Origin of the sequence: uncultured Flavobacterium sp. (assembly GCF_963975515.1) — a bacterium.
GTDB lineage: Bacteria > Bacteroidota > Bacteroidia > Flavobacteriales > Flavobacteriaceae > Flavobacterium.
In genome coordinates, this window is the sequence record NZ_CAXBGY010000003.1 from 155,666 (window position 1) to 180,370 (window position 24,705).

Genomic DNA, 24,705 nt, shown 5'->3' on the forward strand with positions numbered 1-24,705 from the left:
TTATTAGATAAAATTATTAATTTTGAAAAAAAAAATGTTTTCAAAAAGTTGTGAATATGGAATTAGAGCAACAATTTTTATTGCTAGTAAATGTTGTGAAAACAGAAGGGTTGGTTTAAAAGAAATAGCAATTGCCATAGATTCCCCATTAGCTTTTACTGCTAAAATTTTACAAATTTTATCAAAAAATAAAATAATAAATTCTACAAAAGGTGTTAATGGAGGTTTTGAAATTTTTCAAAAAAACCTAAAATCGATTAATTTAATGCAAATTATAGAAGCTATTGATGGGAATAGTGTCTTTTTAGGTTGTGGTCTTGGTTTAGAAAACTGTTCTGATACTCATCCTTGCCCAGTTCATAATGAGTTTAAAGTTATTAAAGCAGAATTAAAATCTATGCTCGAAAACACAACATTAGAAAAGTTAGCTTTAAATCTAAAATCAGGAAGTTTTTTTTTAAAATATTAAAAAAAGCATAGACTTACGACAATCTATGCTTTTTCTTAAAAAAAGATGAACAATTTTGAATTAATAATTATCTTTTATTTTGGTAATAAAACATCTCCAATTACGTGAATTATTCCGTTTGCAGTTGGAATTGTTGCTAGTATTTCAGAACCATTTACAAAAGTTTTTTCTCCTTGTTTAGTGATTTTTACTTTTCCTCCATAAACCATGTCATATTCTTGACCATCTTGCATGTATTCAGTTTTTAGATTTCCTACATAGGTATGGAACCCTAAGATGTTTTCTAAATCACCTTTTTTCTCTGGTTTTAATAAACCTTCAACGGTTCCAGCAGGTAATTTGTCAAAAGCAGCATTTGTTGGAGCAAAAACAGTAAAAGGTCCTGCATTACTTAATGAAGTTACAAGTCCAGCAGCTTTAACAGCAGCTACTAATGTTGTGTGATCTTTACTTCCTGACGCAACTTGTACAATGTTTGGATTAGAAGCATCGTCTATAACACCTTCTTGTCCAACACTTAAATCGACACTACTTTCTGAAGTAGCGGCTTCTTGTGGAGCTTCAGCGTTTTCTTTACAACTTCCTAAAAAAAGTAAAGATGTAAGGACTAAAAATGAGATTGTTTTTTTCATAATGGTTGTACTTTTATTTTATACTACAAAGTACCGTCATTACTATAAATTATTTTATGAGTTAAATCATAAAAAAGATGTTTTTTTTAACTTTTTTTCAAGTTCAAAAATGCCATTCTAAATATACCAAAAAATAATAGTATTGCTACTCCAAAAAGCATTTCGTTTGCATAAGGAATTAATGTATAACTAAAAGAAGCAATTCCCTGAACTCCTAAAACAATTTCATTTAAAAATATGCCTATTATAAAAAGAGCTAATGCTTTTTTGATAGCATTGTTCTGAACGACTAATTGATTTGTAAATAAATAAACCAATAAAAAAGATGAGATAATAGCCAGTAAAACCAAGTGTAAATAGGCGATTACAATAGGTCTAAATCCAAACGCTAATTTACCTATTAAAGGTACGGTTGAAGCCAATTGCAATATAAATTTTATAGAAACACAGGCAATTATACTTATGTAAATCCATTTATAAAAAGGAGCTAATGAATAATTTTTAATAAATGAAGGAATAATTTTTTTTATAAAAACATACCATGCGACTATTTGAAGAACAGCACTAATAATGGCAATTATATAAACCCATATTGGTAATTTAAACCATAAAATTGATAATAAATACGCTGGAATACAACTGATAAAAAACCAATTAAAAATAGTTTTGTTTGCCTTTTCAATATTTAAATTTGGAATTAATTGGCTAACAAATAAGCCAACACAAGCAAACCAAAACCAGCCGTTATATTGAAAATGCAAATAAAAATATATAGATGACAAATAGAGATCTTGAGTAATATTTTTAGTTGCCATCATGTAGGCCAATGCAAAAGTTCCAATGGAAGAAATTACATTAAAAAATAAGGCTGCTTTAAACCAGTTTTTCGATAAATTATCTTTTGGAATGAGCTTTAAATCTTTATAATACAAAACAGCAAACCAAAAGGAAACAAAAATCGATAAAGTAGAAAATAATATCGAAATTAAGCCATATCCTTGAATGATAAAGCTAAACAACATTATGTAGGCGCAAACTAAATTAGCAATGAATACTTTTTTGTATTTTTCTAAATTTACGACAACTTTTTGTTTAGATAAAAAATGAACCATTAAAACAATTAATGTTTGCGAAACCCAACCTGCAAATGCAAAATGCGAATGTGAGTGTTGTATGTTTTTTTGATTTAAATATGGAAATTCAAATGCTATTTTATAGCGCATTAAAAGGCCTAACGTAGCAACAAGTAATAAATTGAATAATGAGATTTTAACCCAATTTGAAATAGATAATTTCATTTTAAAAGAATAATTTATGATTTGTGATTTCCACTTTTTTATTTTTTTTCATTTCAGTTAAAGTTCTAATAACTGTTTCAACACGCAATCCTGTAAAATCAGCAATTTCTTGTCTTGTATATGGAATTTGAATTTTTGTGTTTACTGAAATCTCATTTTTTTTCTTAAAGTCCATCAAGAAAGCAACAATTCTAAATTCAGGTTTTTGGTTAATAATATTTTTGCTAGTTATTACTTTACTGTAAGCCCTTAAAGCCAATAGCTGCAAAAAACTTTTATTAATTTCAGGATACTCACTAATAATCGTTAAAAATTTTTCTTTAGAAATCTTTATAATGACACTTTCTTCATTTGCTAAACAGGAAGAAGGGTAGACTTGATCAATAAACAAAGGTGGTTCACCAAAACTTTTACCTTTATTAAAAACACCTTGTGTAAATTCTTTTCCATCTTCATTTGTACAAAACATTTTCACACTTCCTTCAACAACTTGATAATAGAATAAAGCTAAGTCATCTTCATAAAAAACAGTATCACCTTTTTGATATTTTTTTGCAACAGCTCCCCAAGTAAATAACAAGTCTAAATCGATTTGCATAATACACTTAATTTTACAAGACACAAATTTTGATAAATTTAAAGAATTAAAAAATGATAATTATCATATTTGTAACAATCGTTACAATTAATAATCAATGAAGTATGTAAATTTGTATTAATTATTATACCTATGAAAAAGCTACTCTTACTATTGATTTCTGTTTTCATTTTTTCTTGTAACAAAAAAAAAGAAGAATACAAACCTTTAGAAAACAACTCTATTAAATTAGATACAATTGTTCATAACGGAAAAAAACTGATGGAAACCCATTGCTATTTATGTCACAGTCCAAGCGCAAAAGAAGGTGAAGGCAGAATTGCTCCACCGATGATTGCGGTAAAATCAAGATATTTAATGGATTATGATGTAAAAATAGATTTTGTAAAAGCAATTTCAAGTTTTGTAGAAAATCCAACAGAAGATATGACTAAAATGCATGGAGCTGTTAAAAATTTTGGAGTAATGCCAAAACAAGTTTTCCCTGATAATGCTGTAGCTCAAATAGCTGATTTTATGTTTGATTATCAAATAGAAGAGCCAACTTGGTTTAAAGCACATTGGCAAGGTCATGGAAACGACAATTGGACACAACCAGGAAAAAAAGTAATAGTAGTTGAAAAAGAAAAAACCTATGAAGAAATTGGGTTAGAATATGCACTTTCAACCAAAAAATTGTTAGGTCAAAACTTAATGGAAACTATTAAAAAGAAAGGAACATTAGAAGCTTTATCCTTTTGTAATATTCAAGCGATGCCTTTAACCGATAGTATGTCAGTTAAATATAATGCTTCAATTAAAAGAGTTTCCGACAAAAATAGAAATCCAAATAATAAGGCAAATGCAGAAGAATTAGTTTATATTGAACAATTCAAAAAAACATTAGCAGTTAAAGAAGAACCAAAACCAGTTGTAATTGATAAAGGTGAAAAAGTCCAGTTTTATTATCCAATTCCAACAAATACAATGTGTTTACAATGTCACGGAAAACCTGAAAAGATTAAACCAGAAGTACTAAAGAAAATAAATGTTTTATACCCAAAAGATTTAGCAATTGGTTATGACGAAAATGAAGTAAGAGGAATTTGGAGTATAACTTTTGATAAGAAAAAATAATGACCAAAAAAGGATATATAATTACAGGAATAGGTATGGTTATTGGTTTAATTGCAGGCTATGCTTATTATTATTTTATAGGTTGTGTTTCAGGGACTTGTGCAATTACCTCAAAACCATTGAATAGTACTTTGTATGGTGGTTTAATGAGTGGATTGTTATTTAATATATTTGTAAAAACACCTAAAAAATAATATATATTTGCCAAATGAAATTTAAAGTTTACATACTTTTAATCTACTTAGTTGCTTTAACTGCATTGCCGTCTGTGCGTGCTATTAAACTTCAGCTTGGAAGTAATTGTGAACAATCGTACAATAATTCTGAAGAAAAAGAATGTAAAAACGGTAAGTTTGTAATGAGTTTAAATTTCAGTCCAGTGCAAGTGATTAATGAAATACATTATTCACTTAAAACTATAATTACATATTTTGATTTAAAAAAAGAAACTTCGTTTTATGAAGCTTATTTTATTTCAATTTACCAAACTTCCATTTGGCATCCTCCAAAATTTTTGTTGTAATAACGACTTAAATTTAATGCTGCATAAATTGCAGTTAACTTAACATATAATAAAATGAAAAAGTTTATATTTTTTCTTGTCTTGGTTTTAACACAACTAATTCAAGGACAAAACAATTTTCCCTATGATGTAGTTTTAACACCTGTGACTGTTTCAGGTTTACCAGGTTTACATTCATACGCATTTGGACAACACAATGGGAAGTGGTTGATTATAGGAGGAAGAAAAGACGGAATTCATGCTCGTCAGCCTTTTAACGCTTTTCCAGGGAGTGAAAATAATACGGATATTTATGTAGTTGATATTGCTACACAACAAACTTGGTCTGCATCTGTAAATTCATTGGCAATAGGTATAAAAGAGCAATTGCAATCCACAAATATGAATTTCTTTCAAGACGGAAATGCTTTGTATATAATTGGCGGTTATTCTTTTGCAACTTCAGCAAATGATCATATTACGCACGATAAATTAACGTCAATTGATGTATCAGGTTTGATTACTGCAATTACATCTAGCACTAGTATTACAAGTTATTTTAAGCAAATTACGAATACAAATTTTGCTATTACTGGAGGATATTTAGGTAAAATTGGAAATGAATTTTATTTAATTGGAGGCCATCGATTTGATGGTCGTTATAATCCTATGAATATGGCAACTTTTACACAAACCTATTCAAATTCAATAAGAAAATTCGAAATTGATAATTCAGGAACACAATTGTCTATTAGTAATTATTCGACTATTACAGATGCTGTTCATTTGCATAGAAGAGATTATAATTTATTGCCACAAGTTTTTCCAAATGGCGAATTAGGTTATACTATTGCTTCAGGTGTTTTTCAAATTAATGCAGATTTACCATTTTTATATCCAGTTGATATTAAGTCAAGTGGGTATTTTCCTCAAACGAGTTTTAATCAATATTTGAGCAATTATCATTCAGGAAAAGCTTGTTTATACGATGCAACTAATAACAATATGCACAATTTATTTTTTGGTGGTATGAGTCAATATTATTATAATAATGGTACTTTAATTCAAGATGATACTGTTCCTTTTGTAAAAACAATAAGTAGAACGACTCGTGTTTCTGATGGATCTTTGACAGAATATAAATTACCTGTTGAAATGCCTAATTTAAAAGGTGCTGGAGCAGAATTTATCCCGAATGAAAATTTGCCTCATTATATTAATGAAGTAATTAAGCTTTCTGACATAACAGCAACAGAATTTGTAATTGGTCATCTTTTTGGAGGAATTCAAAGTAGTTCAACATCACCATTTACGAGTAATCAACCTAGTTTATCAAGTGCTGATCCAACAGTTTATGAAGTAAAATTAGTATACAATCCAACATTAAGCGTTGATGAAATTGATGGAAGTAATCCATTTTCATTTACAGTTTATCCAAATCCTGCCGAAAACGATACTATTAAAGTTGATTTGTCAATTCCATATTCAGCTGAATTAGAATATATGATGTCTAGTTTAGATGGTAAAATTTTATCAGAAGGAACTATAGAAGATTTGAAAATAGGAAATAACCAAATGGATTTTAGTTTAAAAGATGCTAAAACAAACGTAGTTATTTTGACATTTATTTTCGATCATAAATTTTATAATTCAAAAAAAATCATAAAAAAATACAAGTAATAAAAAAGTTAAACAAATATTTATATATTTGTCACTTAAACGATTAAAAATAATTTAAAATATACAAAATGAAAAAATTAGTAACATTATTAGCAGTAGTTGCATTTATGTTTTCTGTAGATGCTAACGCTCAAACACCAAAACAAAAAAAGAAAGAAGCTAAGAAAACTGAAAAAGCAGCATGCGCAACAGAAGACAAAAAAGCATGTGGAACTGAAGCAAAAGCATCTTGTTGTTCTTCTAAAAAAGCTGAAGCTAAAAAAGAAGATTAATAATAATTTAAAGCATCTCTTAATTGAGATGCTTTTTTTTGTATCTTTGTTAACCAAATGGTTAAACTAATTAGTTGAAATGAAAAAAACACAAAATAAAGAAACAACAGAACAACAAATATTAGATGCTGCTAAAACAGTATTTCAAGCTAAAGGAATGGATGGTGCTAGAATGCAAGAAATTGCAGATGAAGCAGGTATTAATAAAGCAATGTTACATTATTATTATAGAAGTAAAGAAATCCTTTTTGAAGCTGTTTTTAAATCCGCTTTTTTACTATTAGCACCACAATTAAATGCTGTTTTAAATGATGATTCTTCCATTGAAGAGAAGATAAAGAACTTTACTTTTAACTATGTTTCTTTTATGATGAAACATCCTTATTTACCAAATTTCATCATTCAAGAGCTTAATAGAAAAGAAGATTTTATTCTAAAATTAAAAGAAAATACAGGTTTTCCTAACCTTGAAAAATTTAAAACAAAAGTAGAGAGTGAGGTTAGTCAAGGAATTTTGAACCCTATAGAAGCAGATCAATTATTTGTCAATATTATAGCACTTAACATATTTCCTTTTTTAGGAAAGCCATTAATAAAAGCCTTTGCTGATAAAGATGACAAAGCTTTTCAAGAATTTGTTGATTGCCGTAAAACAGAAGTTGCCAATTTTATTATCAATTCAATAAAACGTCATTAAAATGGAACGATTTATTTATATTTTAATAGTATTATTTACAATCCCAGCATTTACACAACAAAAAATAACGTTGAACGAATGTTATGATTTGGTAGAAAAAAACTATCCTTTGGCCAAACAAACTAATTTGATAAAGGAAAAATCAACATTAGAAATAGATGCTTTAAACAAGGCAAAATTACCCAAAATAGATATTAATGCTCAAGCAACTTATCAATCAGATGTTATTGGTTTGCCAACGTCTTTGCCTGGAGTTCAACCTATAAATAAAGATCAATATAAAGCCACTTTAGATGTCAATCAACTAATTTATAATGGTGGAATGATTGAGGCAAATGCCAAATTAAAGGAAGCACAAACGCAAACATTACAACAACAAGTTGCCATTAATTTGTATCAGCTCAAAGCAAGAATTAACTATTCATATATGATGATTTTGCTTTTTCAAGACCAAAGAGAATTATTGGTAGCAAAACAAAACACTATTAATTCAAAAATAAAAGAAGTAAAATCGGGAGTAAAAAATGGAGCTATTTTGCCCGCTTCAGAACAAGTTTTAGAAGCCGAATTGTTAAAATTAGAACAGGCTTTGACCGAAAATAGTTTTCAACGAATTAAAGAACTTCGAAATTTATCTAGTTTAACAGCAACTTCATTTGAGACAACTACAATTTTAGAAAAACCAATCACAAATCTTGAAAATAAAGGAACTCGTCCTGAAGTACAATTTTTCGAATTACAACAGGCTCAAATAGAAGCTTCTAAAGATGTAATTTCAAAATCAAATTTACCAAAACTAAACGCTTTTGGTCAAGCAGGTTATGGAAATCCAGGTTTAAATATGCTTGATAATTCTTTTCAAAGTTTTTATGTAGTTGGTTTAAAATTAAATTGGAATGTGTTTGATTGGAACAAATCTAAAACGGATAAACAAGCTTTAGACATAGCTAAAGAGCTAGTTTCAACCGAAAAAGAAACCTTTGAAACCAATAATCAAATGCAATTAAATGAGTTGCAATTAGAAATTTCTAAAATGGAAACTATAATTAAAACTGATGTACAGATAATTCAATTGCGTGAAAAAGTAGTACAATCTTCTGATTCTCAATTGCGAAATGGTGTAATTACTTCATCAGAGTATGTAACGGAATTAAATAATCTTTTTGATGCTAAAACCAATCAGAAAGTACACCAAACACAACTCGAATTAGCTAAAATAAATTATCAAACTAGTAAAGGATTAAAATAGTTGAAAGTCAAAAGGCGAAAAATAAAAAATATACAAATGAAAAATATAGTAACACTATTAATTGCATTAACCCTATTTTCTTGTAAAAAAAGCGAAAATGAAGCAGATGCTTACGGAAATTTCGAAGCAACAGAAGTCACCATTTCGGCAGAAAGCAACGGAAAAATAGAATTTTTAAATCTTGATGAAGGAATGCAACTCGAAAAAGATGTAGTAATTGGTCAGATTGATACGGTTCAGTTGTATTTGAATAAACAACAATTAATGGCTTCAAAAACTACGATTTATTCCAAATCAGCTAATGTTTTATCCCAACGAAATGTAGTGCAAGAACAATTAAAAACAGCTAAAATTGAACAAAACAGAATTGCAACAATGTTTAATGAAAACGCTTCAACCAAACGCCAAGTTGATGAAATTACTGGAAAAGTAAAAGTGTTACAACAACAAATAAATAGTGTAGAAACACAAAACGCACCAATAATAAACGAAGTAAAATCGATTGATGTTCAAATCGAAAAAATTAACGACCAACTAAAAAAATCAAAAATAATCAATCCTGTTAAAGGAACTGTTTTGGCCAAATATGCAGAACCAAATGAAATTACAGCTTTTGGAAAACCATTATACAAAATTGCTGATTTATCTGAAATGACATTACGTGTTTATTTTAGCGAAACTCAATTGGCTTCCATAAAAGTTGGACAAAAGGTTAACGTAACTATTGATGATAATGATGGAACAAAACCCTACAAAGGAAAAATATCTTGGATTTCATCATCAGCAGAATTCACACCAAAAATCATTCAAACCAAAGAGGAAAGAGTCAATTTGGTGTATGCTGTAAAAGTTATCGTTAAGAATGATGGCAGTTTGAAAATTGGAATGCCAGCAGAGGTTAAATTGTAATGCAATAGCAAAAATCAAATTCAAAAATCAAATTCAAAAACTATAAATTATGAACAAATTAAAAGTTACAACAATTGTATTATTAGCATTCTTTCTTTTTTCTTGCAACGATAAAGCAAAAAATGAAACTACTGAATTAAATCAAACCACCGAGACTGAAGTTCACAATCATTCAGATGATGAAGCTATTCAATTAGATGGCGACAAAAAATGGAAAGTTGATGACAACATGATGGCTCATATTCGTAATATGGAAAAAGATGTGACTTCATTTGATAAAGAAAAACCAGAAACCTATCAAGTATTAGCAGATAATTTGAAAGAAAATCTTGATTTATTAACTTCAAATTGCACAATGAAAGGTCAAGCTCACGACGAATTACACAAATGGTTATTACCTTATATTGATTTAGTGGATAATTTTTCAGAAGGTAAATCAAAGGAACAATTTACTGAAATTCAACACTCATTTACAACATTTAATCAATACTTCGAATAATGAATTTACAAGACCTACACACAGAAAACAAAGCAGTTCAAACAAGTGTGTTATTTGAACCGACTCAAAATGTGATTTCAATACAAATTGCTAAAGGAGAACAATTAAAAGAACATATCACAAAAATTCCAGCTTTATTGGTTTGTGTTTCAGGAAAAGCAAAGTTTGGAAACGAAAACGGACAGGAAATTAATTTACAATCGGGCGATTACGTAAAAATTGAACCTAACGTTAAACATTGGGTAGATGCTTTTGAAAATAGCAGCTTCTTATTAATTAAATAATTTTCAATAGAGAATGGAAACCTTTTAAAACTAAAAAAATGAAAAAATCAATCATATTACTTGCCTTCTTTGCTTTATTCAGTTGTAAATCTGTTAAAGTAGAACCCATAAAAACCATGAATTTAAAAGACTTACACACAGAACAAAAAGATGTTCAAACGGCTCTTTTATTTGTGCCTTCAGAGAACAAAGTAGTGTCTTTACAAATTGCAAAAGGCAAAAAATTAGCCGAACATATAACAGCAGTGCCAGCCTTATTAGTTTGCGTTTCAGGAAGTGGAAGTTATGGCGATGAAAGTGGAAGAAAATTGAACCTAAAATCGGGTGATTATGTAAAAATTGAGCCAAATATAAAACATTGGGTTGATGCAGAAGAAGAAAGTAATTTTCTGTTAATAAAATAATTCATAATTCATAACTCATCATTAATAATTATATAAATGAGTATTAAAGTCCAAAATATATCTAAATCTTACAACAAAATCAAAGCTGTTGATGCTATTTCTTTTGAAGTAAACTCAGGAGAGTTATTTGGATTAATTGGACCAGATGGAGCTGGAAAAACTACAATTTTCAGACTATTAACAACGCTTTTAATTGCTGATGAAGGAAATGCCTCAGTAGCTGATTATGATGTAATTGAAGATTATAAAGCTATTAGAAATTCAGTTGGATATATGCCTGGAAAGTTTTCATTGTACCAAGACTTAACCGTTGAAGAAAACTTGACATTTTTTGCAACTATTTTCGGAACTACAATTGAAGAAAACTATGATTTAATTGAAGATATTTATGTTCAAATAGAACCTTTTAAAAAGCGTAGGGCAGGAGCATTATCTGGTGGAATGAAACAAAAATTAGCCTTGTGTTGTGCCTTAATTCACGCCCCAAAAGTCTTGTTTTTAGACGAACCCACAACTGGAGTTGATCCTGTTTCTCGTAAAGAATTTTGGCAAATGCTAAAACGATTACAACAAAAAGGAATCACTATTTTAGTTTCAACACCTTATATGGATGAAGCTTCACTTTGTGATAGAATTGCTTTAATCCAAAAAGGTAAAATCTTAAAAATCGATTCACCGCAAGCCATAACAGCTAATTACGAAAAAGTGATTTATGATATTCAACCTAAAAACACACATGGATTAATTCATGATTTAAAAAATTACCCAAGTCATTATAGTGTCTATGCTTTTGGAGAATTCATTCATTATATTGATAAAAATTCAGATTTCAATCCAAACGATTTGCAGGATTATTTACAACAGAAAAGTCATAAAGACATTATCATAAAACCAGCCCAAACAACCATAGAAGATGTGTTTATGGATTTATAATTATGAACGAAGAAAAAATCATACAAGTAGAAAACTTAACAAAAAAATTTGGCGACTTCACAGCTGTGAAAGGAATCACTTTTGATGTTTATAAAGGAGAAATTTTCGGTTTTTTAGGAGCAAACGGAGCAGGAAAAACTACAGCAATGAAAATGCTAATCGGAATTTCTAAACCAACTTCTGGAAAAGCTATTGTTGCTGATTTAGATGTTGCTACACAAGCTGATTTAGTTAAGAAAAGCATCGGTTATATGAGTCAGAAATTCTCTTTATATGACGATTTAACTATTAAAGAAAATATTACTTTTTTTGGAGGAATTTATGGTTTATCGCGTAAGCAAATAAAAGAAAAAACAATCCAATTAGTACAAGAATTAGAAATGCAAAATGTTGCAGATAATTTAGTGAGTTCTTTACCATTAGGATGGAAACAAAAATTATCATTTTCAGTTGCGTTATTACACGAACCCAAAATTGTATTTTTAGATGAACCAACTGGCGGAGTTGATCCAATTACAAGAAGACAGTTTTGGGAAATGATTTACACACAAGCTTATAAAGGAACAACCATCTTTGTAACTACACATTATATGGATGAAGCCGAATATTGCGACCGCGTTTCCATAATGGTTGACGGAGTTATTGAAGCATTAAACACACCAAAAAAACTAAAAGAACAATTCAAAGTAGATTCTATGAATGAAGTGTTTTTAAAATTGGCACGTAACATAGAATAGAACAAAGAACAAAGAACAAAGATGAAAAAATCCGTGGTAAAATCAGATTTCTTTAATTTCTTAAATCTGTGTTCCAAAAATTAAAACCTTGCGAACTTTGCGTAAACCTTGCGAACTTTGCGTAAACCTTTGCGGACTTTGCGGTTAAAAAATAATAAAATGAAAAGATTCATCGGTTTTGTAAAAAAAGAATTCTATCACATTTTTCGTGATAAACGTTCTATGTTCATACTTTTCGGAATGCCAATTGCACAAATTATGTTGTTTGGTTTCGCTATAACAAACGAAATTAATAACGTAAACATTGCTATTCTCGATAAATCAAAAGATACTGAAACCCACAAAATTATCCAGAAAATAAGCAATTCTTCTTATTTTAATATAGAACAAGAAATATCAACCGAATCACAAATCGAATCCGTTTTCAAAAAAGGAAAAGTAAAAGCGGTTTTAGTTTTTGAAAAAGATTTTATTAAGCATTTGCAAACCGACAAAAACGCAAAAGTTCAGGTAATTACAGATGCAACCGATCCAAATATGGCTAATACTATATCCAATTACATTACGTCAATATTGCAAAATTTTATTCAAGATAAAAACAAAAATAACAAGGCAACGTATCAAATTCAAACGCAAATACAACTGTTTTATAATCCAGAAATGAAAAGCGTTTTTACCTTTGTTCCAGGTGTAATGACTGTTATTTTAATGCTTGTTTCAGCTATGATGACATCAATTTCCATAACACGCGAAAAAGAATTAGGCACTATGGAAATCCTATTAGTTTCACCATTAAAACCCTTTCAAGTAATTGTAGGCAAAGTGTTTCCATACATTTTTCTATCCATCATCAACGCAGCAGTTATATTGCTTTTAGGCTTTTTTGTATTCAAAATGCCCATCGAAGGAAGTTTGTTTTTATTAGCCGTTGAGAGTGTTTTATTCATCATTTGTGCTTTATCACTCGGAATATTAATTTCCACCTTATCCGATTCACAACAAACAGCCATGATGATTTCACTATTTGGATTAATGTTACCCGTAATTTTGTTGTCGGGATTCATTTTTCCAATTTCGAGCATGCCTTTACCGTTACAAATTATCAGTAATATTATTCCAGCTAAATGGTTTATCATCATCATAAAAGCGATTATGCTGAAAGGAGTAGCTTTTTCTGTAATATGGAAAGAAACTCTAATTTTAGTTGGTATGACACTGTTTTTTATAGTAGTAAGCATCAAAAAATACAAAATACGATTAGAATGATTTTTTAGGAGCTATTTCCTGCTATTCGTTACAATCTTTTTTTTCAAAAAAGGATTTTCACTTCTATCAGGGCTATGAAATTCGTTTACATAACATAAATAGCCACAAAACGTCAATCTTAATACTCAAAAAATGAAAACAATACTATTCATAATTCAAAAAGAATTCAAGCAAATTTTTAGAAATAAAAGTATGTTGCCAATTATTTTTATATTGCCCTTAATGCAATTGGTTATTCTGTCAAACGCAGCAAGTTTTGAAGTCAAAAACATCAAATTCTCTTACATAGATCACGATCATTCTTCAGCGTCACGCGAATTGATTAGCAAATTTCAAGCCTCAAACTATTTTGATATAATTTCAGAATTTCAATCAAAAAAAGAAGCCAATCTACAAATGCAAAAAGGAAACATAGATGTAATTCTCGAAATCCCAAATCACTTTGAACGTAATTTAATAAAGCAAAATAACACCAATCTTTCAGTAAGTATTAATGCCATAGATGGAGCTGCTGCTGGAGTTTCAAATGTTTATATCACGCAAATTATTTCGGGTTATAATCAATCTATAAAAACACAACTGCAAAGCTACAATCAAGGAACTATTGTGCAACCCGAAAATATAACAACAATTCCATCATTTTGGTACAACAAAACGTTGAATTACAAAACATTTATGGTTCCTGGAATTTTGGTTTTATTAGTAACAATGCTTTCCTTATTTTTATCATCCATGAATATAGTTCGTGAAAAAGAAGTCGGAACTTTAGAACAAATTAATGTTACACCAATCAAAAAACATCAATTTATTATCGGAAAATTATTTCCATTTTGGGTTTTAGGATTAATTATTTTAACCGTTGGATTAATTATAGCAAAACTAGTTTTCAATGTACCAATTTTAGGAAATATTTTCTTGATTTATGGATTCACTTCTGTTTATTTAATTTTAATTCTCGGTATTGGTTTATTTATATCAAATCATACAGAAACCCAACAACAAGCTATGTTTATTGCTTGGTTTTTTACTGTAATTTTTATCCTAATGAGCGGACTTTTCACTCCTATTGAAAGTATGCCAACTTGGGCTCAAAAAGTAACTTTATTGAATCCAATACGTTATTTTGTCGAAGTCATAAGAATGGTAATGCTAAAAGGAGCAGGTTTTAATGATATAAAAAATCAAATTGGTATAATTGCAATTTATGCTTTTGTTATTAATGCTTTTGCGGTTTGGAGTTATAAAAAAACAAATTAGTTGTGTAACAAATGTTGCTGTAATTAGCAATTTAATAGTCTAATTTTGAGATACTAAAACTAATTAAGATGTCAAAAATTGTAATATTAGGTGCGGGAATATCTGGTCATACAGCAGCTGCACATTTGAGAAGAAAACTAGGTAAAGAACATGAAGTTCTTGTAGTTTCTCCAAATCGAAATTACCAATGGGTTCCTTCCAATATTTGGGTAGGGATTGGTAGAATGAAAGCTGAACAATTAATTTTTCCATTAGAACCATTATATAAAAGGAAAGGGATTGGCTACAAACAAGCAAAAGTAGTTTCTTTTCATCCTGAAGGAAATAAAACTGAAAGCAAACCATTCGTTTCGGTTGAATATGTTTTTGGAGAAAAAAAAGGCACACAAGAAAATGTGACTTATGATTATCTAATCAACGCAACTGGACCAAAATTAGCTTTCGATATGACTGAAGGTTTAAATCCAGGAACCAATAAAGCCTTTTCTGTTTGTACTTATGATCATGCGGAACACGCTTGGCACGGCTTAAAAGAACTTATAGATCAATTAAAAACTTCTGATAAAAAAGCTAAAATTCTTATTGGAACAGGTCATGCCAAAGCAACATGTCAAGGAGCAGCTTTTGAATATATTTTAAATGTAGAAAAAGAGTTAGTCAGACATGGTGTTAGAGATAAAGTAGAAGTTACATGGATTTCCAACGAAAATGACTTAGGTGATTTCGGAATGGATGGTATGTTAATGGATTACAATGGTTTCAATATGAAATCAAAAGACATGATCGAAATGATTTTTGAAGACAGAGGTATCAAATGGATTTTAGGTGCAGGTGTAAACAAAATTGAAGATGGAATTGCTCATTACGAAAATTTGGAAGGTGAATACAAATCAGAAACTTATGATTTTGCGATGTTAATTCCAGCTTTTTCTGGACATGGCTTTAAAGCTTACGATAAAAATGATGCAGATATTACCGATAAATTATTCAAAGGATTTATGATAGTGGATGCCGATTATACACCAAGACCTTACGAAGAATGGACGGTTCAAGATTGGCCAGAAACTTATCAAAACCCTTCATACAATAATATTTTCGCTCCTGGAATTGCTTTTGCTCCACCTCATTCAATTTCAAAACCAAGAAAAAGCAAAAACGAGACAGATATTTTCCCATCTCCACCAAGAACAGGAATGCCTTCTGGAATTACAGCAAGATTAGTGGCTGATAATATCATAGATTCTATTAAATTAGGAAAAGAATCATTACATCATAAAGGTTCTATGGGAAATATGGGAGCAGCTTGTATAGCATCAGCTGGTTTTGGAATGACTAAAGGAAGTGGTGTAAGTATCACAACTTTTCCAATTGTACCAGATTATAAAAAATACCCAGAAACAGGTGGAAGAGACATTAATAAAACATTTGGAGATATAGGTTTGGCAGGACACTGGGTTAAATTATCCTTACATTATGCTTTTATTTATAAAGCAAAAATGCTTCCTTTTTGGTGGTTAATTCCTGAATAGAGTATTAAGTATAAAGACTGATAACTGTCAACTGACAACAAAAAAAATAAAAAAATGGCACAAAGAATATCAAACTCACAGCGTTCCAAAATGCAAAATCCTTTTTTACAGTTTTTTAAATTTTTCTATCTAAACATTAGAATTATTAAAATTGTAGCAGGAGGTCACGGAGGAACACGATAGTAAATCGTCTTAATTGATGATTGTTTTTAGTTTATTGGTTAGTATTAGAGGTTGTTTAAATTGAAGTAAACAACCTCTTTTCTTTTATAAAAACGTAGTGTAACTCTTGTTACTGACTACACTGTTTTCTGGATGTACATTTGCATAAATAAGTTAATAACCATGAAGAATAAACTAGTACTCACTTTAATTGGAATTTTTACCTTAGCTTTTAATGCTTTAGGTCAAGATACCATTGCGATTTCTAAAAAAGATATTTTAGAAAAAGTAAACGATAATAATTTGCAAATCAAAATTGCAGAAAAAAATGCAGCTTCCGCAAAAGCAGATTACAATCAATCGAATTCATTGTTTTTGCCAAGTATAACGGCTTCGCACACCGCAATTTCTACAACAAATCCTTTAATGGCTTTTGGTTCTAAATTGAATCAGGAAATTTTAACAGCATCAGATTTTAATCCAGCCTTGTTAAATGATCCAAACAAAACGCAAAATTTTGCTACTAAAATTGAAGTGTTACAGCCTTTAATTAACGTAGATGGTTTTTACGGAAGACAAGCTGCTAAATCAAAATACGAAGCTTTCCAACTGCAAACAGAAAGAACTAAAGAATATTTACAATTGGAAGTAAATAAATCTTTTATGCAATTACAACTAGCTTACAAAGCAGTTGAGGTTTTAGAAAAAGCAAATACAACAGCTCAAGCCAACTTGAAATTAGTTGAAAATTACTCCAAACAAGGCATGCTTCAAAAAACAGATTTACTTTCTGTTCAAGTTCGTGTGAATGAAGTTAAAAATCAATTGCAATATGCAAAATCTAATGTGCAAAATGCTTCAGATTATTTAGCTTTTTTATTGAATGAAGATAATACAAACAAAGTTTTCAAACCGATTGAAGATATTGAAAAAGTAATTGAAATTTTATCATTTGACCCAAAATTGATTTCCAATAGAAAAGACATTTTAGCCATGGATAAATCAGTAGAAGCTTATGGACAAATGACACAAATGAATAAAATGGGTTTCTTACCTAGATTAAATGCTTTTGGAAGTTATGAATTATATGACACCAAAATTTTTCAAACAGGTGCAAAAGGATATACAGTTGGAGCACAATTATCTTGGAGTGTTTTTGATGGCTATAAAACTATCGGAAAATATCAAAAAGCAAAAGCAGATTATGATAAAGCTCAAACAGAAAGCCAACAATACAAAGCTCAAAGTCAGTTAGAATTAAATAAAACCAATCGTCAATTGTTAGATGCTGAAAATAAAGTGAATCTTTCAAAATTAGCTTTAGAACAATCACAAGAAGCTTATAGAATTAGAGAAAATCGTTTCAAGGAAGGTTTAGAAAAAACAACCGATTTATTAAATTCAGAAACCTTACAATTCCAAAAAGAATTAGAATACTTACAAGCCGTTTTTGAATATAATTTCACCCAAAAATATTTAGAATTTTTAACCCAATAAGAAGAAAGAAACAAGAAGAAAGAGAAAAGACAGAATTTTTTAAGATTTCTCATATTTCTCAAATCTGTGTTCCAAAAAAATAAAATTATCAAGATGAAAACAAAAATAACAATAGTAATCCTTTCAACTCTTTTCCTAATCTCTTGTGGTGGTGAAAAGAAAAACGAAATAGCAACTGAAACTCCTATCGCAGTAAAAGTTAGCGGAACAACCGAAAATGATAACAGTCCATTTGTAACAGCCAGTGGGAAAATAGAATCACAAAATAGTGCTAATGTTAGTACAAGAATGATGGGTTATGTAACCAAAGTTCACGTAAAAATGGGACAAAAAGTAAGTCAAGGTCAATTATTGGTAAGCATTAATAACACGGATTTACAAGCCAAAAAAGCACAAGTTGACGCTTCCATTTTACAAGCTACAGCTGGATTTAATAATGCTAAAAAAGATTATGAACGTTTCAAAACCTTATTTTCTCAACAAAGTGCGTCTCAAAAAGAATTAGATGATATGACATCGCGTTACGAAATGGCAAAAGCCGGTTTAGAAGGAGCCAAACAAATGCGTAACGAAGTTATGGCTCAATTTTCTTATGCTAATATTACAGCACCATTTTCAGGAGATGTTACTAATACTTTCGTGAAAGAAGGAGATATGGCAAATCCAGGAATGCCTTTAGTTAGTGTGGAAGGAAACGGTTTAATGCAAGTAATGGCAATGGTTTCTGAAGGAGATATCACTTCAATCAAAAACGGAATGCCTGTGACAGTTTTAGTAAAATCATCTAACCAAGAATTAAAAGGAAAAGTGAGCGAAATAAGTGGTTCAGCAACAAATACAGGTGGACAATATTTAGTAAAAATCAATTTAGATAAAACAGATAAAAATATCCTTTCGGGAATGTTTGTAAATGTTCAATTTCCTATTGAAAAAGCAAAAAAAGCAACCGAAACTACTAAATCAGATAGAGTTCTCGTTCCAGAATCAGCTTTGATAACAAATGGACAATTAACTGGAATTTACACTGTAAGTAATAATGTAGCTATTCTACGTTGGATTAGAACTGGAAAATCATTCGGAAATCAAGTAGAAGTTTTATCAGGATTATCAGCAGATGAAAAATACATCGTTTCAGCTGAAGGGAAATTATATAACGGAGTAAAAGTTAGTGTTCAGTAATTAGTTTTTAGTATTCAATCATAGTTTTCAGTTTGCAACAACTTGAAACTAAAAAAACTAAAAAAAACTTTTAAACAAAAAATTATGCAAGAAGGTATAGCAGGTAAAATAGCCCATTTTTTCATCAATTCTAAATTAACCATTTTATTGATGGTTGGTTTGATGATTATTGGTATATATAGTTCGTTCTTAATTCCACGTGAAGAAGAACCACAGATTAATGTTCCCATGGCTGATGTAATGATTGGTTATCCAGGAGCAAGTCCGGCAGAAGTAGAAAGTAGAGTGATTAAACCACTTGAAAAAGTATTGTCAAACATCAAAGGAGTAGAGCATTTACATAGTATGGCTATGAATGGTCAAGCGATGATAATTGTACAGTTTTATGTAGGAGAAGATTCAGAGCGTTCATATGTGAAATTATACGATGAGTTGATGAAAAACGAAAATATATTCCCAAAAGGAGTATATAAACCAATGGTAAAAACACGTTCTATTGACGATGTTCCAATGTTGGGATTAACGCTTTGGAGTGAAACATTAAACGATTTTGAAATCCGTCAAATTGCGGAAGAAGTTACTTCTGAAATTGAAAAAGTAAAAGACGTTGCCATCACCAAAGAAATTGGTGGAAGAACTCGTGAACTTAAAGTAGTTTTAGACAAAGATAAAATGGCTGAAAACGGAGTAGATGCTCTTGGAATTATGCAAATGATTCAAGCCAATAATGGAAGTTCTCAATCAGGAAATTTTGTTTCAAACGATACGGAATACTTAATCACAACAGGTGAGTTTCTAAAAAGTTCAGAAGATGTAGAAAATTTAGTAATTGGTGTAAATGCAAATATGCCAGTATATTTAAAACAAGTAGCAAAAATTCAAGATGGACCAGCAACTCCAAGTAGTTATGTGTCTTTTGGATATGGAAAAGCCAATGAAAAATATACAAAAAATAAATCAGAATATCCAGCCGTTACGATTTCAGTAGGAAAAGTAAAAGGTGCGGATGCGATGAAAATTGCTGATAAAATTCTTGAAAAAGTAGAAGGTTTAAAGAAAACATTAATTACAAACGATGTGCAAGTTGAGGTTTCACGTAATTATGGAGAAACAGCTTCACACAAAGTAGGTGAATTACTAATGCACCTAGGAATTGCAATTATTGCAGTAACACTTTTAGTAATGCTAGCCATGGGTTGGCGTGGTGGATTAGTAGTATTTTTTTCTGTGCCATTAACGTTTGCCTTGACATTGTTTGCCTATTATATGTTAGGTTATACGTTAAACAGAATTACACTTTTTGCTCTAGTTTTCGTTGTCGGAATTGTTGTGGATGATAGTATCATCATTGCCGAAAATATGCACCGACATTTCAAAATGAAGCGATTGCCCTTCAAACAAGCAGCAATTTTTGCCATTAACGAAGTAGGAAATCCAACAATATTAGCAACGTTTACCGTAATTGCTGCGATTCTTCCAATGGCTTTCGTATCAGGAATGATGGGACCATATATGAGTCCAATGCCAATTGGTGCTTCTATAGCCATGTTATTGTCATTATTTGTTGCCTTAACGGTGACACCTTATTTAGGCTATCATTTATTACACGAAAAAGACGAACAAAAAGAAAAAGAAGAACAAGGTTTAGAAACGTCTTGGATTTATAGAATGTACAATAAATTGGAACGACCATTTTTAGATAGTTCTACAAAGCGTAGGGTAATGCTAGGAGTTACCGTTCTATTATTAATGGGTTCTGTAGCGATGTTTTTTACGAAATCTGTTTTAGTAAAAATGTTGCCTTTCGATAACAAAAACGAGTTTCAAGTTGTAGTAGATATGCCTGAAGGAACTACGTTAGAAAGAACAGCTGCTGTAACACAAGAAATTGCTCAATATTTGACAACAATTCCAGAAGTTGTGGATTATCAAAATTACATTGGAACTTCTGCACCTATTACGTTTAACGGATTGGTTCGTCATTACGATTTGCGTGGAGGAAGTAATATGGCTGATATTCAAGTAAACTTATTGCACAAAGCAGATCGTGATTTACAAAGTCATGATATTGCTAAAATCGTTCGTCCAGAAGTACAAAAAATTGCTAAAAAATATGGAGCTAATGTAAAAATTATTGAAGTGCCACCTGGACCACCAGTTTTATCGACTTTAGTTGCCGAAATTTATGGACCAGATTATAAACAACAAATCGAAGTGGCCAATCAAGTAAAAGGAATTCTTGAAAAAACAGCAGATATTGTAGATGTGGATTGGATGACCGAAGACAATCAAATTGAATACACATTAGAAGTAGATAAAGAAAAAGCAATGCTAAACGGAATTGCACCACAACAAGTAGTTGGAAATTTGACGTATTTATTAAAAGAATATCCAGTTTCTACTTTGTATGATGAAAATTCAAACAGTAGTGTGGGAATTGTACTTTCATTAGATGATAAAGACAAATCATCTTTACAAGACATTCAAAACTTAAAAATAAAAGGTAGTAGAGGCAATGTAGTTCCAGTTACTGATTTGGTTAAGGTTGTTGAGGGAACTTTGCAAAAAACCATTTATAGAAAAGACCAAAAACGAGTTGTTTATGTTACAGCTGATATGGCTGGCGATTTGGAAAGTCCTGTTTATGCTATTTTAGGGATGAATGAAGAATTGCAAAAAATGAAACTACCAAAAGGCTACAAAGTCAATGAATTGTATATGGAACAACCTACAGACGAAAGTGATTTTACTGTAAAATGGGATGGTGAATGGCAAATTACTTTAGAAGTTTTCCGTGATTTAGGAATTGCTTTTGGAGTAGTAATCGTAATCATTTACATGTTGATTGTTGGATGGTTCCAAAACTTCAAAACACCAATGGTAATGATGATGGCTATTCCGCTTTCATTAGTTGGAATTGTATTTGGTCACTGGTTATTAGGAGCTTATTTTACGGCTACATCCTTTATTGGAATGATTGCTTTAGCAGGAGTAATGGTCCGAAATTCCGTCTTGCTAATTGACTTCATAGAAATTAGATTAAACGATGGAATTCCCTTAAAACAAGCTATTATTGAAGCTGGAGCCGTAAGAACAACACCAATTTTACTAACAACTGGTGCAGTTGTAATTGGAGCCGTAATAATCCTTTTTGATCCAATTTTCCAAGGTTTAGCTATTTCATTGGTATTTGGAGCAATCGTTTCAACTGTATTAACTTTAATCGTTGTGCCATTAATTTACTACATCGTGGAACGCAAAAAATGGGAACATCAAGTGGTTGTTGAAGAAAGCACAGGTGAATCTAATAAATAAATATCATGAAATTACTAATAATTACAGCCATAAAAGAGTTTGAAAAAGAAATCAAACAACAATTAAAAAAAGCAAAAGTCAGTACATTTTCATATAAAAATGTCATTGGATATAGAGATAATACAGAAGATGCTATAGAATCCAATTGGTTTTCAAGCGAAATGAATAAGTCAGAATCTATATTGTTTTATGCTTTTGTAAAAAAGGAAAATGTAGATATGTTGTTTGAATCCATAAATGAATTTAACACAAAACAAGAAACGCTTTCAAAAATTCATGTTGCAGTTTTAGCAATTGAAAAATCAAATTAAAAACAGAAAAAATGGTAGAAAAATTAATAAAAAGAATCGCTGGAATATTTATAATTATAAGTGTTCTATTAGGAATGTATGTAAATCCAAACTTTTATTGGTTTACTTTATTTGTCGGAGCAAATTTGCTACAATCATCATTCACCAATTGGTGTTTATTAGGAGACATTCTTCGAAAAGTGTTTAAAGTAAAAGATTAAAAATAATTGTGACTGGTAAGTAATTCTTAAAAGCCGAAATGTAATTAGTTATGTTTCGGTTTTTTGTATTAATTTTAAAGACCAAAACTCAGATAATGAACGAATTATTATTTTGTTTTTATTAATTTATTTTCTTACATTTATGAACTATTGAATAGTAAAAACTAGCTTTTTATGATAGAGCGAATAGACCAGCAAATAAAAGATTTGAAATTAAAATTGGAGAACTTAGAAAAAGAAAAATTTCTAACAGACCAATTTTTAGACAGAATTACAGATGCATTTGTAGCATTAGACGAAAATTGGTGTTATACCTATGTTAACAAACATGCCGGAATATTACTTAATCGCGAACCTCAAGATTTAATAGGTAAACATATTTGGACTGAATTCTCTGAAGGTATAGATCAGCCATTTTATAATGCTTATCAGAAAGCATTTGAAAATCAGAAATATGTTTATTTTGAAGAATATTATTCTCCATACGATAAGTGGTTTAGTAATCATATTTATCCATCTCCTAATGGATTATCTATTTATTTTAAAAACATAACGGAAGAAAAAAAAGCAGAAAAACAATTAAAGAAAAGTGAATTATTTAATCGAAGTATATTAAATTCAATTGATTCGCAAATTATAGTTATTGAAAATTGTGGAACTATTGTAGCAGTTAATGAGTTATGGAAAAACTTTATAACTGATAATGGAGAAACAACTTTAATACATTGTAATGATGAATGTAGTGAAAAATGTAATTACATTATTGAAACACAAAAAAGAGTAGATTTAGGTAATAAAAAAGCAGCTGAAGCTTTAGAGGTAATTCGAGAAGTAACAGAAGGAAAGAAGGCTATAGCAGTTTATGAATATCCATGCAACAACCAACATGTAAACCGATGGTTTATGATGAGGGTAACAAGGTTTGAAAAAAACCTGCCCATGGTTGTAATAGTTCATACAGAAATTACAAATCTAAAAAAAGTAGAAGAACAACTTTTATTAAAGAATACAGAATTAATAAAATCCAATAACGAATTAGACCGTTTTGTATATAGCACATCTCATGATTTACGCTCTCCTTTAAAATCAATATTAGGCCTTTCTGAATTAATTAAAGATGAAATGGCACCGGATGATATTGAACAGAAAGGACGTATGGATATGATAAAAGAAAGTGTTATTAAACTTGATGATTTTATTGAATATATTTTGGTGTATTCTAAAAACTCAAGATTAGAAGTAACCCATGATGAAATTATTTTTGATAAATTAATTCAAGAAATAAGAAATTCACTTCAATTTTTGGAAGGTTCTGATAGCATTAAATTAATCTTAGATATTGATGAGTCTTTAAAAATCATTTCTGATAAAAATAGGTTAACTGTTATTATGAATAACATAATTACTAATGCTGTAAAATACCAAAGACAAGATATAAATGATTCATTTGTGAAAGTTAGCGTTAAAAAAACTAAAAATAAATTAACTATTATTGTTGAAGATAATGGAATTGGTATAGAAAAAGAAAAACAAAGTCAAGTATTTGATATGTTCTTTAGAGCAACTCACGAATCTACAGGTTCAGGGTTAGGATTGTATATAATCAAAGAAATGATTGAAAAATTAAATGGTTCAATTATTGTTGAATCAGAATTGTTAAAAGGCTCTAAATTTACAGTTACAATTCCAAATTTGGGTTAATAAATTACT

Annotated in this window: 27 protein-coding genes; 24 read left to right on the top strand and 3 right to left on the bottom strand. The window is 29.9% G+C overall.

Translation table 11 applies throughout. The features are described 5' to 3' along the window. Positions 1-34: 34 nt before the first annotated feature. Positions 35-469 carry an Rrf2 family transcriptional regulator gene (locus AAC008_RS05370; protein ID WP_339887892.1) on the top strand — a complete coding sequence of 145 codons (435 nt, stop codon included), beginning with the start codon at positions 35-37 and terminating at the stop codon, positions 467-469. Positions 470-543: 74 nt separating this feature from the next. On the opposite strand, the gene AAC008_RS05375 is transcribed toward AAC008_RS05370, so the two are convergent. From AAC008_RS05375 to AAC008_RS05385, 3 genes are all read right to left on the bottom strand, one after another. Then, positions 544-1,101 (bottom strand): fasciclin domain-containing protein, encoded by a 558-nt coding sequence (locus tag AAC008_RS05375; protein WP_339887893.1) that lies wholly within the window; start codon positions 1,099-1,101, stop codon positions 544-546. 86 nt (positions 1,102-1,187) lie between these two features. Then, a complete protein-coding gene (locus AAC008_RS05380) occupies positions 1,188-2,399 on the bottom strand; it encodes a hypothetical protein (protein ID WP_339887894.1) in 1,212 nt (403 codons plus the stop codon). Position 2,400: 1 nt separating this feature from the next. Further along, positions 2,401-2,997, bottom strand: coding sequence for a Crp/Fnr family transcriptional regulator (locus AAC008_RS05385; protein WP_339887896.1), 597 nt, complete (start codon positions 2,995-2,997; stop codon positions 2,401-2,403). Positions 2,998-3,129: 132 nt separating this feature from the next. On the opposite strand from AAC008_RS05385, the gene AAC008_RS05390 reads away from it, so the two are divergent. The 23 genes from AAC008_RS05390 (at position 3,130) to AAC008_RS05500 (ending at position 24,696) form a co-directional block, all read left to right on the top strand. After that, positions 3,130-4,113, top strand: coding sequence for a DUF3365 domain-containing protein (locus AAC008_RS05390; protein WP_339887898.1), 984 nt, complete (start codon positions 3,130-3,132; stop codon positions 4,111-4,113). Continuing rightward, positions 4,113-4,307 (top strand): DUF6132 family protein, encoded by a 195-nt coding sequence (locus AAC008_RS05395; protein WP_339887899.1) that lies wholly within the window; start codon positions 4,113-4,115, stop codon positions 4,305-4,307. The genes AAC008_RS05390 and AAC008_RS05395 overlap by 1 nt, the downstream gene beginning before the upstream one ends. A gap of 14 nt (positions 4,308-4,321) precedes the next feature. Next, positions 4,322-4,636 (top strand): hypothetical protein, encoded by a 315-nt coding sequence (locus AAC008_RS05400; protein ID WP_339887900.1) that lies wholly within the window; start codon positions 4,322-4,324, stop codon positions 4,634-4,636. Between the two features lie 54 nt (positions 4,637-4,690). Continuing rightward, entirely contained in the window at positions 4,691-6,295 is a 1,605-nt protein-coding gene (locus tag AAC008_RS05405; RefSeq protein WP_339887901.1) for a hypothetical protein, read from the top strand. 68 nt (positions 6,296-6,363) lie between these two features. Further along, positions 6,364-6,567: a hypothetical protein gene (locus tag AAC008_RS05410; protein WP_339887902.1), complete on the top strand. Its 204-nt coding sequence runs from the start codon at positions 6,364-6,366 to the stop codon at positions 6,565-6,567. 79 nt (positions 6,568-6,646) lie between these two features. After that, positions 6,647-7,264: a TetR/AcrR family transcriptional regulator gene (locus AAC008_RS05415; protein WP_339887903.1), complete on the top strand. Its 618-nt coding sequence runs from the start codon at positions 6,647-6,649 to the stop codon at positions 7,262-7,264. Between the two features lies 1 nt (position 7,265). After that, positions 7,266-8,513 carry a TolC family protein gene (locus AAC008_RS05420; protein WP_339887904.1) on the top strand — a complete coding sequence of 416 codons (1,248 nt, stop codon included), beginning with the start codon at positions 7,266-7,268 and terminating at the stop codon, positions 8,511-8,513. Positions 8,514-8,549: 36 nt separating this feature from the next. After that, positions 8,550-9,422 (top strand): HlyD family efflux transporter periplasmic adaptor subunit, encoded by an 873-nt coding sequence (locus AAC008_RS05425; RefSeq protein WP_339887905.1) that lies wholly within the window; start codon positions 8,550-8,552, stop codon positions 9,420-9,422. A 49-nt stretch (positions 9,423-9,471) separates the two neighbouring features. Further along, positions 9,472-9,921 carry a hypothetical protein gene (locus AAC008_RS05430; protein WP_339887906.1) on the top strand — a complete coding sequence of 150 codons (450 nt, stop codon included), beginning with the start codon at positions 9,472-9,474 and terminating at the stop codon, positions 9,919-9,921. Further along, positions 9,921-10,205, top strand: coding sequence for a hypothetical protein (locus AAC008_RS05435; RefSeq protein ID WP_339887907.1), 285 nt, complete (start codon positions 9,921-9,923; stop codon positions 10,203-10,205). The genes AAC008_RS05430 and AAC008_RS05435 overlap by 1 nt, the downstream gene beginning before the upstream one ends. A gap of 38 nt (positions 10,206-10,243) precedes the next feature. Beyond that, positions 10,244-10,609: a hypothetical protein gene (locus AAC008_RS05440; RefSeq protein WP_339887908.1), complete on the top strand. Its 366-nt coding sequence runs from the start codon at positions 10,244-10,246 to the stop codon at positions 10,607-10,609. Between the two features lie 36 nt (positions 10,610-10,645). Then, complete coding sequence (locus tag AAC008_RS05445) at positions 10,646-11,542, top strand: ABC transporter ATP-binding protein (protein WP_339887909.1); 897 nt, start codon at positions 10,646-10,648, stop codon at positions 11,540-11,542. Between the two features lie 2 nt (positions 11,543-11,544). Next, positions 11,545-12,279, top strand: coding sequence for an ABC transporter ATP-binding protein (locus AAC008_RS05450; RefSeq protein ID WP_339887910.1), 735 nt, complete (start codon positions 11,545-11,547; stop codon positions 12,277-12,279). A gap of 159 nt (positions 12,280-12,438) precedes the next feature. Then, on the top strand, positions 12,439-13,545 hold the full coding sequence (locus AAC008_RS05455) for an ABC transporter permease (RefSeq protein WP_339887912.1): 1,107 nt from the start codon (positions 12,439-12,441) through the stop codon (positions 13,543-13,545). A 132-nt stretch (positions 13,546-13,677) separates the two neighbouring features. Then, positions 13,678-14,802: an ABC transporter permease gene (locus tag AAC008_RS05460; protein ID WP_339887913.1), complete on the top strand. Its 1,125-nt coding sequence runs from the start codon at positions 13,678-13,680 to the stop codon at positions 14,800-14,802. 68 nt (positions 14,803-14,870) lie between these two features. After that, entirely contained in the window at positions 14,871-16,331 is a 1,461-nt protein-coding gene (locus AAC008_RS05465) for an FAD/NAD(P)-binding oxidoreductase (RefSeq protein WP_339887914.1), read from the top strand. Between the two features lie 54 nt (positions 16,332-16,385). Continuing rightward, positions 16,386-16,514 (top strand): hypothetical protein, encoded by a 129-nt coding sequence (locus AAC008_RS05470; protein WP_339887916.1) that lies wholly within the window; start codon positions 16,386-16,388, stop codon positions 16,512-16,514. Between the two features lie 162 nt (positions 16,515-16,676). Then, positions 16,677-17,990, top strand: coding sequence for a TolC family protein (locus tag AAC008_RS05475; protein WP_339887917.1), 1,314 nt, complete (start codon positions 16,677-16,679; stop codon positions 17,988-17,990). 93 nt (positions 17,991-18,083) lie between these two features. Beyond that, positions 18,084-19,169 carry an efflux RND transporter periplasmic adaptor subunit gene (locus AAC008_RS05480; RefSeq protein WP_339887918.1) on the top strand — a complete coding sequence of 362 codons (1,086 nt, stop codon included), beginning with the start codon at positions 18,084-18,086 and terminating at the stop codon, positions 19,167-19,169. An 84-nt stretch (positions 19,170-19,253) separates the two neighbouring features. Then, entirely contained in the window at positions 19,254-22,484 is a 3,231-nt protein-coding gene (locus AAC008_RS05485; RefSeq protein WP_339887919.1) for an efflux RND transporter permease subunit, read from the top strand. Positions 22,485-22,489: 5 nt separating this feature from the next. After that, positions 22,490-22,795, top strand: coding sequence for a hypothetical protein (locus tag AAC008_RS05490; RefSeq protein WP_339887920.1), 306 nt, complete (start codon positions 22,490-22,492; stop codon positions 22,793-22,795). 11 nt (positions 22,796-22,806) lie between these two features. Beyond that, positions 22,807-22,995, top strand: coding sequence for a DUF2892 domain-containing protein (locus AAC008_RS05495; protein ID WP_339833703.1), 189 nt, complete (start codon positions 22,807-22,809; stop codon positions 22,993-22,995). A 174-nt stretch (positions 22,996-23,169) separates the two neighbouring features. Beyond that, positions 23,170-24,696 carry a PAS domain-containing sensor histidine kinase gene (locus AAC008_RS05500; RefSeq protein WP_339887921.1) on the top strand — a complete coding sequence of 509 codons (1,527 nt, stop codon included), beginning with the start codon at positions 23,170-23,172 and terminating at the stop codon, positions 24,694-24,696. The last annotated feature ends 9 nt before the right edge of the window (positions 24,697-24,705 follow it).

What these genes read in the sequence shown, in the direction of transcription:
- AAC008_RS05370 (WP_339887892.1), top strand. Translation starts at nt 35, where the DNA reads ATGTTTTCAAAAAGTTGTGAATATGGAATTAGAGCAACAATTTTTATT.
- AAC008_RS05375 (WP_339887893.1), bottom strand. Translation starts at nt 1,101, where the DNA reads ATGAAAAAAACAATCTCATTTTTAGTCCTTACATCTTTACTTTTTTTA.
- AAC008_RS05380 (WP_339887894.1), bottom strand. Translation starts at nt 2,399, where the DNA reads ATGAAATTATCTATTTCAAATTGGGTTAAAATCTCATTATTCAATTTA.
- AAC008_RS05385 (WP_339887896.1), bottom strand. Translation starts at nt 2,997, where the DNA reads ATGCAAATCGATTTAGACTTGTTATTTACTTGGGGAGCTGTTGCAAAA.
- AAC008_RS05390 (WP_339887898.1), top strand. Translation starts at nt 3,130, where the DNA reads ATGAAAAAGCTACTCTTACTATTGATTTCTGTTTTCATTTTTTCTTGT.
- AAC008_RS05395 (WP_339887899.1), top strand. Translation starts at nt 4,113, where the DNA reads ATGACCAAAAAAGGATATATAATTACAGGAATAGGTATGGTTATTGGT.
- AAC008_RS05400 (WP_339887900.1), top strand. Translation starts at nt 4,322, where the DNA reads ATGAAATTTAAAGTTTACATACTTTTAATCTACTTAGTTGCTTTAACT.
- AAC008_RS05405 (WP_339887901.1), top strand. Translation starts at nt 4,691, where the DNA reads ATGAAAAAGTTTATATTTTTTCTTGTCTTGGTTTTAACACAACTAATT.
- AAC008_RS05410 (WP_339887902.1), top strand. Translation starts at nt 6,364, where the DNA reads ATGAAAAAATTAGTAACATTATTAGCAGTAGTTGCATTTATGTTTTCT.
- AAC008_RS05415 (WP_339887903.1), top strand. Translation starts at nt 6,647, where the DNA reads ATGAAAAAAACACAAAATAAAGAAACAACAGAACAACAAATATTAGAT.
- AAC008_RS05420 (WP_339887904.1), top strand. Translation starts at nt 7,266, where the DNA reads ATGGAACGATTTATTTATATTTTAATAGTATTATTTACAATCCCAGCA.
- AAC008_RS05425 (WP_339887905.1), top strand. Translation starts at nt 8,550, where the DNA reads ATGAAAAATATAGTAACACTATTAATTGCATTAACCCTATTTTCTTGT.
- AAC008_RS05430 (WP_339887906.1), top strand. Translation starts at nt 9,472, where the DNA reads ATGAACAAATTAAAAGTTACAACAATTGTATTATTAGCATTCTTTCTT.
- AAC008_RS05435 (WP_339887907.1), top strand. Translation starts at nt 9,921, where the DNA reads ATGAATTTACAAGACCTACACACAGAAAACAAAGCAGTTCAAACAAGT.
- AAC008_RS05440 (WP_339887908.1), top strand. Translation starts at nt 10,244, where the DNA reads ATGAAAAAATCAATCATATTACTTGCCTTCTTTGCTTTATTCAGTTGT.
- AAC008_RS05445 (WP_339887909.1), top strand. Translation starts at nt 10,646, where the DNA reads ATGAGTATTAAAGTCCAAAATATATCTAAATCTTACAACAAAATCAAA.
- AAC008_RS05450 (WP_339887910.1), top strand. Translation starts at nt 11,545, where the DNA reads ATGAACGAAGAAAAAATCATACAAGTAGAAAACTTAACAAAAAAATTT.
- AAC008_RS05455 (WP_339887912.1), top strand. Translation starts at nt 12,439, where the DNA reads ATGAAAAGATTCATCGGTTTTGTAAAAAAAGAATTCTATCACATTTTT.
- AAC008_RS05460 (WP_339887913.1), top strand. Translation starts at nt 13,678, where the DNA reads ATGAAAACAATACTATTCATAATTCAAAAAGAATTCAAGCAAATTTTT.
- AAC008_RS05465 (WP_339887914.1), top strand. Translation starts at nt 14,871, where the DNA reads ATGTCAAAAATTGTAATATTAGGTGCGGGAATATCTGGTCATACAGCA.
- AAC008_RS05470 (WP_339887916.1), top strand. Translation starts at nt 16,386, where the DNA reads ATGGCACAAAGAATATCAAACTCACAGCGTTCCAAAATGCAAAATCCT.
- AAC008_RS05475 (WP_339887917.1), top strand. Translation starts at nt 16,677, where the DNA reads ATGAAGAATAAACTAGTACTCACTTTAATTGGAATTTTTACCTTAGCT.
- AAC008_RS05480 (WP_339887918.1), top strand. Translation starts at nt 18,084, where the DNA reads ATGAAAACAAAAATAACAATAGTAATCCTTTCAACTCTTTTCCTAATC.
- AAC008_RS05485 (WP_339887919.1), top strand. Translation starts at nt 19,254, where the DNA reads ATGCAAGAAGGTATAGCAGGTAAAATAGCCCATTTTTTCATCAATTCT.
- AAC008_RS05490 (WP_339887920.1), top strand. Translation starts at nt 22,490, where the DNA reads ATGAAATTACTAATAATTACAGCCATAAAAGAGTTTGAAAAAGAAATC.
- AAC008_RS05495 (WP_339833703.1), top strand. Translation starts at nt 22,807, where the DNA reads ATGGTAGAAAAATTAATAAAAAGAATCGCTGGAATATTTATAATTATA.
- AAC008_RS05500 (WP_339887921.1), top strand. Translation starts at nt 23,170, where the DNA reads ATGATAGAGCGAATAGACCAGCAAATAAAAGATTTGAAATTAAAATTG.